At 61.9% G+C, this 12,587-nt stretch carries 13 protein-coding genes and 1 riboswitch; of the genes, 7 read left to right on the plus strand and 6 right to left on the minus strand.

Features of this window, described 5'->3' with window-relative positions; all coding sequences use genetic code 11:
• The 4 genes from ctaD to BJD99_RS20340 all read right to left on the minus strand — a co-directional run.
• Positions 1-1,595: cytochrome c oxidase subunit I (gene ctaD / locus BJD99_RS20325; RefSeq protein ID WP_084349060.1), on the minus strand; the 1,595-nt coding region annotated here is incomplete at its 3' end.
• A 125-nt stretch (positions 1,596-1,720) separates the two neighbouring features.
• Entirely contained in the window at positions 1,721-2,197 is a 477-nt protein-coding gene (locus BJD99_RS20330) for a DUF6764 family protein (protein WP_084349021.1), read from the minus strand.
• Between the two features lie 164 nt (positions 2,198-2,361).
• Positions 2,362-2,547, minus strand: coding sequence for a hypothetical protein (locus BJD99_RS20335; protein ID WP_084349022.1), 186 nt, complete (start codon positions 2,545-2,547; stop codon positions 2,362-2,364).
• A gap of 102 nt (positions 2,548-2,649) precedes the next feature.
• Positions 2,650-3,114 (minus strand): tRNA (cytidine(34)-2'-O)-methyltransferase, encoded by a 465-nt coding sequence (locus BJD99_RS20340; protein WP_179142452.1) that lies wholly within the window; start codon positions 3,112-3,114, stop codon positions 2,650-2,652.
• Positions 3,115-3,148: 34 nt separating this feature from the next.
• Between BJD99_RS20340 and BJD99_RS20345 the strand changes: the two genes are divergently transcribed.
• The 3 genes from BJD99_RS20345 to BJD99_RS20355 are packed head-to-tail and all read left to right on the plus strand — an operon-like array spanning position 3,149 to position 4,963.
• The gene (locus BJD99_RS20345) at positions 3,149-3,757 is read left to right on the plus strand and encodes a pentapeptide repeat-containing protein (protein ID WP_084349024.1); all 609 of its coding nucleotides are present in this window, start codon (positions 3,149-3,151) and stop codon (positions 3,755-3,757) included.
• Between the two features lie 54 nt (positions 3,758-3,811).
• Positions 3,812-4,681 carry a bifunctional methylenetetrahydrofolate dehydrogenase/methenyltetrahydrofolate cyclohydrolase gene (locus BJD99_RS20350; RefSeq protein WP_179142453.1) on the plus strand — a complete coding sequence of 290 codons (870 nt, stop codon included), beginning with the start codon at positions 3,812-3,814 and terminating at the stop codon, positions 4,679-4,681.
• 6 nt (positions 4,682-4,687) lie between these two features.
• A complete protein-coding gene (locus tag BJD99_RS20355) occupies positions 4,688-4,963 on the plus strand; it encodes a DUF3017 domain-containing protein (protein ID WP_084349026.1) in 276 nt (91 codons plus the stop codon).
• 20 nt (positions 4,964-4,983) lie between these two features.
• On the opposite strand, the gene BJD99_RS20360 is transcribed toward BJD99_RS20355, so the two are convergent.
• Together BJD99_RS20360 and BJD99_RS20365 are read right to left on the minus strand one after the other, a co-directional pair.
• Positions 4,984-6,138, minus strand: a complete 1,155-nt coding sequence (locus tag BJD99_RS20360) for a homoserine O-acetyltransferase (protein ID WP_084349027.1) — start codon at positions 6,136-6,138, stop codon at positions 4,984-4,986.
• Positions 6,135-7,472: a bifunctional o-acetylhomoserine/o-acetylserine sulfhydrylase gene (locus BJD99_RS20365; RefSeq protein WP_084349028.1), complete on the minus strand. Its 1,338-nt coding sequence runs from the start codon at positions 7,470-7,472 to the stop codon at positions 6,135-6,137. The genes BJD99_RS20360 and BJD99_RS20365 overlap by 4 nt, the downstream gene beginning before the upstream one ends.
• Positions 7,473-7,630: 158 nt before the next feature.
• Positions 7,631-7,757, minus strand: a riboswitch (SAM riboswitch).
• Positions 7,758-8,102: 345 nt separating this feature from the next.
• Here BJD99_RS20365 and BJD99_RS20370 point away from each other — a divergent pair.
• The 4 genes from BJD99_RS20370 (at position 8,103) to BJD99_RS20385 (ending at position 12,537) form a co-directional block, all read left to right on the plus strand.
• Positions 8,103-9,326, plus strand: coding sequence for an NADP-dependent isocitrate dehydrogenase (locus BJD99_RS20370; RefSeq protein ID WP_084349029.1), 1,224 nt, complete (start codon positions 8,103-8,105; stop codon positions 9,324-9,326).
• 284 nt (positions 9,327-9,610) lie between these two features.
• The gene (locus BJD99_RS20375; protein WP_084349061.1) at positions 9,611-10,762 is read left to right on the plus strand and encodes an MFS transporter; all 1,152 of its coding nucleotides are present in this window, start codon (positions 9,611-9,613) and stop codon (positions 10,760-10,762) included.
• A gap of 102 nt (positions 10,763-10,864) precedes the next feature.
• Entirely contained in the window at positions 10,865-11,539 is a 675-nt protein-coding gene (locus BJD99_RS20380) for a response regulator transcription factor (protein ID WP_084349030.1), read from the plus strand.
• Positions 11,536-12,537: a HAMP domain-containing sensor histidine kinase gene (locus BJD99_RS20385; protein ID WP_256895969.1), complete on the plus strand. Its 1,002-nt coding sequence runs from the start codon at positions 11,536-11,538 to the stop codon at positions 12,535-12,537. The genes BJD99_RS20380 and BJD99_RS20385 overlap by 4 nt, the downstream gene beginning before the upstream one ends.
• The last annotated feature ends 50 nt before the right edge of the window (positions 12,538-12,587 follow it).

Below are 12,587 nucleotides of genomic sequence, written 5' to 3' on the forward strand. Positions count from 1 at the left end.
GTGAAGTTGTGCCGCGGCGGTGGGCATGATGTGGCCCATTCCAGCGAGTTGCCGTAGCCCCAAGGATCGTCCACGGTGACCACCTCGCCGTAGCGATAGGACTTGAAGACGTTCCATACGAACGGCAGTGTCGAAGCACCGAGCACGAACGCACCGATGGTGGAGATGATGTTCAGCGTGGTGAATCCATCGGAGGCCAGGTAGTCGGCGTAGCGACGCGGCATGCCCTCGTTACCGAGCCAGTGCTGGACCAGGAAAGTGCCATGGAAGCCGAGGAACGTGAGCCAGAAGTGCCACTTGCCCAGCGTCTCGTCCATCATCCGGCCGGTCATCTTCGGGAACCAGAAGTAGATGCCCGAGAACGTTGCGAACACCACCGTGCCGAAGACCACGTAGTGGAAGTGCGCCACCAGGAAATAGGTGTCGGTGACGTGGAAGTCGATCGGCGGGCTGGCGAGCAGGACACCGGAGAGACCGCCGAAGAGGAACGTGATCAAGAAGCCGAATGCGAACAGCATCGGGGTTTCCAGTGTCACCTGACCTCGCCACAAAGTGCCGATCCAGTTGAAGATCTTCACACCGGTCGGAATCGCGATCAAGAACGTCATGAACGAGAAGAACGGCAACAGCACCGCACCCGTGGCGTACATGTGGTGGGCCCACACCGCGATCGAGAGAGCAGCGATGGCAATCGTTGCGTAGATCAAGGTGGTGTATCCGAACATCGGCTTACGCGAGAAGACCGGGAACACCTCGGACACGATCCCGAAGAACGGCAACGCGATGATGTACACCTCGGGGTGGCCGAAGAACCAGAACAAGTGCTGCCACAACAACACTCCACCGGTCGCCGGGTCGAACAGATGCGCACCGAGATGTCGATCGGCCGCTACCCCCAACAGTGCCGCCGTCAACAACGGGAAGACAAGAAGAATCAGAATGCTGGTGACCAGGATGTTCCATGTGAAAATGGGCATCCGGAACATCGTCATACCTGGCGCTCGCAAGCAGATGACCGTCGTGATCATGTTGACGGCGCCCAAGATGGTGCCCAAACCAGCCACGGCGAGACCGAAGATCCACAGATCTGCACCGACACCCGGCGAGTACACCGCACTCGAAAGCGGGGTGTATGCGGTCCAACCGAAGTCAGCAGCGCCACCAGGGGTGATGAAACCGGATGTAGCGATTATCGCGCCGAACAGGTAGAGCCAATACGAGAAAGCGTTCAAGCGCGGGAACGCCACGTCCGGGGCACCGATCTGCAGCGGCAGAATGTAGTTGGCGAAGCCGAACACGATCGGCGTCGCGTACAGCAACAGCATGATCGTGCCGTGCATGGTGAACAGCTGGTTGTACTGCTCCGTCGAGAGGAATTGCAAGCCCGGTACCGCGAGCTCGGCACGAATGAGCAACGCCATCAAGCCGCCGATGAGGAAGAACGAGATGGAAGTCGCGATGTACATGATCCCCAACATCTTGGGATCTGTCGTCGTCACCGCCTTGTGAATGAAAGAACCTTTCGGTCCCATCCGCGGCGGGAAAGGCCTCACCGCTTCCAGCGTGGCAGTGGGCTTGGGCTCAACAGCGGTCACTGATCCTCCTGACGATGGAAGTGACCATAATCATAAACCGCTGGAGGGGGAGTTACTACCTTTTGTCGTAGATCAAGTCCGGCCCAAGCGCGCCTCGCGCGTGTGCACGAGGCGCGCGCGAAGGGTCAACTTCCGAGGATGCAGAACTGTCCGGAAGCGAGGTTCAACGCGAGAGACAGTGGCCCGACGCAGTCGACGCCTGCAGCTTCGGCAGTTGCGCCGGAGCCCCAACCGGCGATCGCGATGGTGGTCGAACCTGCGTCTGCCCATGAATGTGCGATGCCGCCGCCGATTGCGCCCGCGTAGGACGTGCCGCCTGCGCGTGACGCGCCGAGGGCCGTTCCGAATCCCGTCGCGTATGTGGTCGAGGTGCCGCCGGTTTCGGCGACACTGACGGCCGTTCCACTGTCTGCTGCTGTGGCGGTCGCGCGCGATCCTTCTGCGGACGTTGCGCCGCAGCTGGCAGTCCCGTCGACGAGAATCTGATTGGCAGACGGAGGGGATACGCACGTCACCGGAGCTGCATTTGCCACGCCGGCTCCGGCAAATCCGGCGGCGACGAAACCGCTGGAAACAGCGAAAACTGCTGCGGTGCGGGACAATCGACTAGCCGACCGTGAAAGGCCCTGTGATGTCGAGGTGAACGATGCCGAGCGGACGAGCGAAGAAAAAGCGGAGAACAACAGGGGCTCCTTCAAGGAAACGAAATGGGTCGGTGCGGCACACCGTACCCCGGTTCTGCGCTGCGGTCATCAGTGAATTATCCCTACTCCGTGTAACGGTTCGGCTCGTCTTCGCGGGCCTCGCTCGGTCGCCTGATGGCCTTGATCGCGGGAGCGGTCACCACCGCGGATCTGCTCGCGGCTGAATCTGCCGAGGACCTCACACCGTCACCGGGGCCGGACAATTTCTGGTACGGAATCGTCGCCGGATGGAATTCGCTTGTCGACACCGGGAGAGACGCGCTCGTGGCGCTCGGGCGGGCCGTTTTGTGGTTGGGAACTCTCACAGTGGGTGCTCAGCTCGGCTACGTCATCGTCAGGATCGTCCGCCGTCACACACTCCCAGCGAATCCGTGTTGGCGCCATGCCTCGTACATGACGACGGCGGCCGCGTTGGCTAGGTTGAGCGATCGTCGACCCTCGATCATCGGAATACGCAGATGCTCGGTGACCAGCGGATCGCCGAGCACTTCCTCGGGGAGACCGGTCGGTTCGGGACCGAACAACAAGACATCACCCGGTAGATAGGACACGTCCGCGTGAAACTTGCTCGCATGCGCGGTAAAGGCGAACACCCGTTCCGGCGCCAAGGCCTCCCAGGCGGCAGGCAGGTTCTCGTGGACGGTCACCGAGGCCAGATCGTGGTAGTCCAGGCCGGCGCGCTTGAGCTTGGGCTCGGACATATCGAAGCCCAGCGGACCGACCAGGTGCAGTTCACATCCGGTGCCGGCGACGAGTCGGATCGCGTTCCCGGTGTTCTGAGGGATACGCGGCTGAAAGAACATGAGGCGAAACACCCGGCTCACTCTGCCATCAGCGGTACCGGGAACAATGGCAGAGGTGCACGAGAAACAGATTATCGGCGAGGACTACTCCGACGCGAGACTCGACCAACAGCAATGGGACGACCGTGAGTACGTGGCGTGCAACTTTCGAGACGCCGACCTCAGCGGCGTGAAGACTACCGCGGTGGTCTTCACGGAATGTGACTTCACCGGCACGGATCTGACCGAGTCGGTCCATGTCAACGCGGCTTTTCGCTCCTGCACCTTCGCGCGGACCAACCTGCAACACAGCGTCTTCCGTCATTCGACCATGATCGGCTCGACGTTCGTCGATTGTCGGATGCGCCCGTCGACTTTCGACGAGGTCGACTTCACGTTGGTAGGAATGGGGGGAGCCGACATGCGCGGGATGGACTTGACCAACTGCCGCATGGTCGAGGCGAACTTGGTGAACACCGACCTGCGCAAGGCGATATTGCGTTCGGTGGATCTCAGTGGCGCAAGAACCGTAGGCGCCAAGATGCAGGAGGCCGATCTTCGTGGTGCCCGGATCGACGCACACCTCTGGATGTCTGCGACGGTGACCGGTGCCCGGATCGAGCTGACACAGGCGGTCGCATACGCCCAGGCGCACGGGCTTTCGGTCGAGGGCTGACTACTTGCGGACCGGCGTCCGCTCCACCTGCCGGCACCTGGAACAATAGCTATCGTGACTGCGACGATTCTGGACGGCAAAGCAACCCGAGACGAGATCTTCGTCGATCTCACTCAGCGAGTGACAAAGCTACGAGAACACGGGATCGTTCCCGGGCTCGGCACGGTGCTGGTGGGCGATGATCCCGGCTCGGCGGCGTACGTTCGCGGCAAGCACAATGACTGCGCCAAGGTCGGTATCACCTCGATTCGGCGTGATCTGCCTGCCGACATCTCGCAGGCGGAGCTCGACGCCGTGATCGACGAGCTCAATGCCAATCCCGAGTGCACCGGTTACATCGTGCAGCTTCCACTTCCGAAGCATCTGGACGAGAACGCTGCACTCGAACGAATCGATCCATCCAAGGATGCCGATGGACTGCACCCGATCAATCTCGGCCGACTCGTCCTCGGTAAGCAAGCGGCGTTGCCTTGTACCCCACGTGGGATCGTCCACCTCCTCCGTCGCTACGACGTAGCGCTCGACGGGGCCCATGCTGTCGTCATCGGTCGAGGGGTGACAGTTGGCCGTCCTATCGGTCTGCTGCTCACTCGCAAGAGCGAGAACTCCACCGTTACCCTGTGCCACACCGGGACCAAAGACCTGGCCGCGGAGGTTCGCCGCGCCGACATCGTCATTGCTGCTGCGGGTGTCCCCGGAATCGTCACCGCGGACATGATCAAGCCCGGTGCCGCAGTGCTCGACGTCGGGGTTACTCGAACGGATGAGGGACTGCGCGGGGACGTTGCGCCCGAGGTGGCCGAAGTCGCCGGTTTTCTCTCACCCAACCCGGGTGGAGTCGGGCCGTTGACGAGAGCGTTCCTACTCTCGAACGTGGTCGAGCGAGCCGAGCAGGCTCTCGCAACCACCCCAGAAGCGGTCTGACCTTCGATGTGGTCCCAGATTCGCAAGAACCTGCCGCTCGTCATCGTGCTCGTGATCATTGCGGCGGCGCTCGTACTCGTTCTTGCGGATCGGTGGCGCCGCGGCGCCTTCGTATTCGGCGTGGCGACAATAGTGGCCGCAGGCTTCCGGTTGTGCATGCCGGAGAAGAACGTCGGCCTACTGCAGGTCCGAAGCAGAACCTTCGACGTCTCGGCTATGGCCCTGGTCGGGGGAGCTATCGTGTTGCTGTCGGCGTCGATCGATCCGCTCGGCACCGACTGAGTATTCGTCCGGTCGAATACTCAGCTGGTGCGACCCTTCGAGACGCGCGCATGCTTCATCGTCTCGCCGAGTAGTGCGGATACAGCGCTGGCTTCGGTCAGAAATCCGTCGTGGCCATCACGTGACTGAATGACCTCGAGACCGCGGCATTCCGGTAGGCCGCGGGCGAGTTCCTTCTGTAACCGCAAGGGATAGAGCCGATCGGAGTCGACGCCGCCGACGATCGTCGGGACGGTAGCCATGGCCAAGGCAGCGTCGAATCCACCTCGCCCACGTCCGATGTCGTGCCTGTTCATGGCTTCGGTCAACAATACGTAGGTGCTCGCGTCGAAACGGTCGACCAGCTTGCTCGCCTGATGCTGTAGGTAACTCTCTACCGAGTACCGTCCGCCCTGCCATGGATCTTCTTCGCCTTGGCCGGAGTTGGCGAACCTGAGGTCGAGCTCGCTCTCGGTTCGGTACGTCAGGTGTGCGATTCGGCGCGCTATGCCCAGTCCGACCCGTGGGGCCCGGCCGGTTCCGTGATAGTTGCCGCCCTGCCAGTCGGGATCGGCCTTGATCGCCTCGATCTGAGTTGTCTGCGTACCGATTTGGTCGGCAGTTGCACGACCTCCGACCGCAAGCACCAGAGCTGACGCGACGCGGTCCGGGTATCCGACTATCCATTCGAGAGTGCGCATGCCTCCCATGGAGCCGCCGACCACGGCCGCACATCTTTCGATGCCGAGTACATCGGCGAGTGCTATCTCGGCGGACACCTGATCGCGGATCGAGATCTCCGGAAAGGTACTGCCGTATGGGACTCCGCTCGGGTTCAGTGACGACGGTCCTGTCGTTCCACCGCAACCACCGAGCACGTTGGAGGCGATGACACACCATTCGTCCGTGTCGATCGGAGCGCCGGGCCCGACCATCCCGTTCCACCACCCGGGCAAGGCATGAGCGCCTCCGGCAGGTCCGGACACATGTGAGTCCCCGGTCAACGCATGCTCGACGAGCACCACGTTGTCGCGGTTCGGGGACAGCTCACCCCAACGTTGAACGGCGATGGTCACCTGCGGCAGGGACGCACCGTTCTCGAGGTCCAGCCGACCGATGTCGATACTGCCGAGCCGTCCGTCCGGCGCAGGAAACCCTGCGGCCGAACGGACGTCGTGCACTGAGCTGATGGTCAAGACGCCGCCGCAGCGAATCCGCGCGCGAGATCAGCGACGATGTCGTCGATCCCTTCGATGCCCACCGCGAGGCGCACGAGTCCTGGAGTGACACCCGCCGCGGTCTGCTCCTCGGGTGACAGCTGTGAGTGAGTTGTCGATGCGGGATGAATTACGAGTGAGCGCACATCACCGATGTTAGCTACATGGCTGTGCAGGCTCAGTGCGTCGACGAACTTCTTGCCCGCGTCGATGCCGCCCTTCAGTTCGAAAGCGACGATGGCACCCTGCCCCTTCGGTGCCAATTCCTGGCCACGTTCGAACCACGGGGAGGACTTCAGACCTGCGTAATTGACGCTGACGACCTCGCTGCGAGCCTCGACGAAGGCTGCTACCTTCTGCGCGTTCTCGACGTGGCGTTCCATCCGAAGGCTCAGCGTCTCGAGTCCCTGGCTGATCAAGAATGCGTTGAACGGTGCGACTGCGGCCCCGATGTCGCGAAGCAGTTGGACCCGAGCCTTGAGGGCAAAGGCCGGTGCACCGAGGTCCGCGAACACCACGCCGTGATAGCTCGGGTCAGGAGTGGTGAAGTTGGCGTGGCGCCCTTGGGTCCAGTCGAAAGTGCCACCGTCGACGATGACGCCTGCGATTGCTGTGCCGTGGCCACCGAGGTACTTGGTGGCCGAATGGACGACGATGTCGGCGCCGTGCTTCAGCGGCTGGATGAGATACGGCGTCGCGACGGTGTTGTCGACGATGAGCGGAAGGCCGTTCTCGTGCGCGATCTTCGACACTCCGGGAATGTCGAAGATGTCGTTCTTCGGGTTCGAGATCGTTTCGCCGTAGAACGCCTTCGTCTTCGGTGTGATCGCGGATCGCCACTGTTCGAGGTCGTCCGGGTCGGAGACGAAGCTGACGGTGATACCCAGTTTCCGCAACGTGTAGTGGAAGAGGTTGTACGTGCCGCCGTACAAGCGCGGGCTCGAGACTATGTGATCGCCTGCTTCGGCGATGTTCAGAATTGCAAGAGTCTCGGCGGCTTGTCCGGAGGCCAAGAGCAGCGCCGCGACGCCATCCTCCAGCGCTGCGATGCGCTGCTCCACGGCATCCTGCGTGGGGTTCATGATGCGGGTGTAGATGTTGCCGGGCTCGGTCAGTCCGAAGAGCGCGGCAGCGTGGTCGGTGCTGTCGAAGGTGTACGACGTCGTCTGGTAGATCGGTAGCGCGCGTGCGCGTGTGACGCCGTCAGCGTTCTGGCCTACGTGAATCTGCTTGGTTTCGAAGCTCCACGACGCGGCGGGATCTTCGATGGGTGAGCCGGCGGCATCTACGACGTCGGGTGTGTTCTCGCTCATGGTGGTTGACTACTCCGTTTTCGATTCAAGAGTGCGATTCGGCTGGGGCTCGGCGTAGCGAGCCGGGCGGGGCGTATCGAAGCGACAACACATCGTGAACCTCCTAGGGGCTAGCAACCGAGCATGGTTGTGCTCGGTTGTTGGGTTCGCCCCTGGCGAACCCGCGCTTGTTCTCCGACTGCGCGAACGCAGTCGACTAACCAGGTCTTCTCACCCGGGGCACCCCACCGCGGTTGGAGGGTTGCCGGCCAGCAAGCCGGGGCTTTGACGCTGGCACTCATGACCTTCGCAGAATCCTAGCGTGTCCTCCGACACGTGGAATAGCGACACCGTCGTCAGTGTCGATCGGGCTGTCACCAGGGCCCACAGTGGTCGCCGGTCGGAGATACGACGAAAGGGTCTCCGGCCATGCCTGAGCGGCCAAGCAGTACGCTTGTCTTGTTTCCTCGCACGCTCACGCACAGCGCGCGCGGCGTATACGTTCGAAGTCGAGTACACGCACTCGGCCCAGCAGTGAAAAGGCGTAATACGGGTGGGACCGCCGATCGACTCACAACGTCGGTTCTGCGGCAACACTGGCAGCTTCGGAAGACGAAAACGGCATACTTCCCAGGAGGACGCGAACCCCACATGTCCAAGATCAAGGTCGAAGGCAAGGTCGTCGAACTCGACGGCGATGAGATGACACGCATCATCTGGCAGTTCATCAAGGACAAGCTCATCCATCCGTACCTCGATGTCGATCTCGAGTACTACGACTTGGGAATCGAATCCAGGGACAAGACGGATGACCAGGTCACCGTCGATGCCGCGAACGCAATCAAGAAGCACGGCGTCGGGGTCAAATGCGCGACGATCACTCCGGACGAGGCTCGCGTCGAGGAATTCGGCCTGAAGAAGATGTGGCGTTCGCCGAACGGGACCATTCGCAATATTCTCGGTGGCACCATCTTCCGGGCACCGATCATCATCTCCAACGTTCCGCGACTGGTTCCGGGCTGGACCAAGCCGATCATCATCGGCCGCCACGCCTTCGGCGATCAGTACCGCGCCATCGACTTCAAGGTCCCGGGACCTGGCACCGTGACCATCACCTACATGCCCGAGGACGGCAGTGAGCCGATCCAGCACGAGCTGGTCAGGTTCACCGAGGAGAGCCTCGGCGGCGTCGTGCAAGGTCAGTACAACTTCAATCAGTCGATCATCGACTTCGCCCGTGCGTCGCTGAATTACGGTTTGCAGCAGAATTACCCGGTGTACTTGTCGACCAAGAACACGATCCTCAAGGCCTACGACGGCCAATTCAAGGACACCTTCCAGGACATCTACGAAAAGGAATTCAAGGCGGAGTTCGACGCCGCCGGACTGACGTACGAGCATCGCCTCATCGACGACATGGTCGCGTCGTCCATGAAATGGGAGGGCGGATACGTATGGGCCTGCAAGAATTACGACGGCGACGTCCAGTCGGACACCGTTGCGCAGGGCTTCGGTTCGCTCGGCCTCATGACGTCGGTTCTGCTCACGCCGGACGGTAGGACCTGTGAAGCAGAGGCTGCACACGGCACGGTGACGCGCCATTTCCGTCAGCACCAGCAAGGGAAACCGACCTCGACCAACCCCATTGCATCGATCTTCGCGTGGACTCGAGGTCTCGAACACCGCGGCAAGCTCGACAGCACTCCCGACGTCACCGGCTTCGCTCAGTCCTTGGAAGACATTGTCGTCAAGACCGTCGAAGGTGGCCAGATGACGAAGGATCTGGCCGCACTCGTCGGAGGAGATCAGGGCTACCTCTCCACCGAAGAATTTCTCGGAGCACTCGACGAAAACCTGCAGAGGGCGCTGAAGTAGTTGCATGAAACAGCTGAGCACCTGCTCGGGTGAGGACAATCACCGGGCGTGGACTCGGAAATCAGGTGGCGCGGGACGAGAATCGAAGAAGGGGACGTTCCCTACCAGGGTCGTCCCTTTCTTCATGTTCGACAGAGATCGTGTTCCCATCTCGATGAAAAGGTTGTTCTGCTGTGAGTGTCACCGATTCGGCGTTCGCCAAGAATGTCACCGCTGTGCGTGAGCGGGTGTCGAACGGTCCGAATGGCGGTCGAAGAACGTTGTCCACGCGGCGAAGGTTCGCGATGCTTGCCCTGTCCATCGGCGGCTTCGGTATCGGCACCACCGAGTTCGTGTCCATGGGTCTATTGCCCGAAATGGCGACCGCGATGGACGTGTCCGAGCCGAGCGCCGGACATCTCATCTCGGCCTATGCACTCGGAGTGGTCATCGGCGCTCCCGTCATCGCAATACTGGCAGCACGGGTACCTCGCCGGGTGTTGCTGCTCGCCTTGATGGTCGCATTCACCCTCGGCAACCTCGGCACGGTCTTCGCGCCGAGTTTCTACGAGTTGATGGCGTCGCGTTTCGTTGCAGGCCTTCCTCACGGTGCCTATTTCGGTGTCGCGGCGTTGGTCGCCGCACACCTGGCGGAACCGGGCAAACGTGCCAAAGCGGTCGCCATGGTCATGATGGGTCTGTCGATCGCCAACGTCGTCGGAGTGCCGGTGGCCACGTGGGTCGGGCAGTCCTTCGGAATGCGCAGTGCCTTCGGCATCGTGACGGTCATCGGTGCCCTGACCGTCGCCGCGATCGTTGCGTGGATGCCTCGCCTGGACGGAATGCCCACCACGCGGGCGATAACCGAGCTCGGTGCCTTGGGGCGTCCGCAAGTGTGGATGACACTGATCATCGCCGTCGTCGGCTTCGGCGGGATGTTCGCCGTGTACACCTACATTGCGACCACTCTCACCGACGTCTCGGGCCTGTCGAAGGCTTTCGTTCCCGTTGCGCTGATGATTTATGGGCTCGGTATGGTCGCCGGCAACTATGCGGGTGGCCATATCGCGGACCGCATGCTGATTCGGGGGATGTACATCTCGATGACCGCGATCGCCCTCAGTTTGTTCGGTTTCGTGTTCGCGGCGCAGAACCCGTACACGGCCTTGCTGTTCGTGTTTCTGATCGGAGCATCCGGTTCGTCGATGGTGCCTGGTTTGCAGACCCGACTCATGGACGTCGCAGCCGATGCACAGACTCTTGCCGCCTCGCTCAACCATGCCGCGTTCAACCTTGCCAACGCGATCGGAGCAGCCGTCGGTGGTGCGGTGATCGCTGCCGGCTTCGGATACACCGCTCCTGCGGCTGTCGGCGGTGTGTTGGCCCTCGGTGGCATGCTCGTGCTGACTGCCGCGGTCATGATGCAGAAGAAGTCCGACGCGAAAGCCGCGCTCTAGCCGAGACCCCGCCGGGCGGGTTGTGACTGTGCGGTGCGATCTTCACCGAACCTCCACATTTCCCGTCGTTCCCCTCCATGGCCGACCTCTAGGGTCAGGGACATGAACCGCACAGTCCTGGTCGTCGACGACGAACCGACTATCTCCGACGCTCTTGCCGCGCGCCTGCGTGGTGAGGGCTTCGACGTCGTGACGGCCGCTGACGGTCCCACCGCAGTAGAGGTGTGCGGGAGAACTCGGCCCGATGTGGTGGTGCTCGATGTGATGCTGCCGGGCTTCGACGGGCTCGAGGTGTGTCGGCGAATTCAGGCACAGCGTTCGGTGCCGGTCCTGATGCTCACCGCGAAGTCCGACGAGACAGACATGTTGGTCGGCTTGGGTGTCGGTGCGGACGACTACTTGTCGAAGCCCTTCAGCATGCGCGAGCTGGTTGCCCGCGTTCATGCGCTCGTCCGGCGTTCGGAACGCGTGATGGTCGATGAATCTGCTCCCACGCGGATCGGTGCCATTCGGATCGATCACGATGCACGCCGAGTGTCGGGCGCCGACGGCGAAATTCATCTGACACGAACCGAATTCGATATTCTGACGTACCTTGCCTCTCGCCCCCGGACCGCCGTCGGCCGTGACACGCTGCTGGCGGCGTTGTGGGGATGGGAGGACTCGGCGAGTAGCCGTACCGTCGACAGTCACGTGAAGGCCTTGCGACGCAAGCTCGGTGGCGACCTCATCAGAACCGTGCACGGCGTCGGGTACGCGCTGGAGGTGCCACGATGACCTCCGTGACCGACGCCTTCGTGTCGATGACGCGTAGGTTGCCGCGCCCGCTCGATCCGCTGGGTTCGTTCAAGTTGAAGGTGTCCTTGATCGTGGGGTTGGTGCTGGCAGCGGCAAGCATCACGTTCTGGTTCGGGGCCGGGTGGCAGTTTCGTTATGCGTTACTGGCCGCACTTGTCATCTCGTTGGTGGCGACACAGGTTGTGGCACACGGGATGACCTCGCCGTTGCGAGAAATGACCGTGGCTGCGGGGGCGATGGCGCGAGGAGACTATTCGAGACGGGTACGTGCTACCTCTCGAGACGAGATCGGGCAGCTCGCTGCAGCCTTCAACACGATGTCGACAGATCTCGAAGCAGCCGAGAAGTATCGGCGAGAGCTGATCGGTAACGTCTCGCACGAGCTGAAGACCCCTATCTCAGCGTTGCGAGCGGTACTGGAGAACCTGGTCGACGGAGTCAGTGAACCCGACCCGGCAACCTTGTCCGTTGCGCTGCGGCAGACGGAAAAGCTCGGTGACCTCGTGACCGAGCTACTCGATCTGTCGAGGTTGGAAGCAGGCGTACTCACCCTCCACGAGGAACTCTTTCTCGTGTACGACTTCCTGTCGGACACGACTAAGGGGCAACCCCGTGTGCATCTCGACGTGGTGCCGCCGACCCTGTCGATCGTTGCCGACAAAGCTCGACTGACCCAGGTCGTGAACAACTTGGTGGACAATGCCGTTCGGCACGCGTCGTCCGGAGCAGACGTTGCACTCTCGGTTCGGCAGGTCGGTGGCGATCTTCTGTTCGACGTGGTCGACGACGGCCCGGGTATCGCACCCGAAGAGCGCTCGAGGGTGTTCGACCGGTTCACTCGCGGCGGTTCCACCGATGGTGGCACCGGGCTGGGTCTGACGATCGCCCGCTGGGCGACCGAATTGCACGGCGGCACAATCGAAGTGCTCGATCGTAGTCCTGGATGTCACATCCGGGTATCCATTCCTTGTAACTGAAGCGAAATTCAGCTCACCACCACCGCGGCTTGACAGTGCCGTGGAGCTCT

Origin of the sequence: Rhodococcus sp. 1163, from assembly GCF_002091985.1 — a bacterium.
Lineage (GTDB): Bacteria > Actinomycetota > Actinomycetes > Mycobacteriales > Mycobacteriaceae > Rhodococcoides.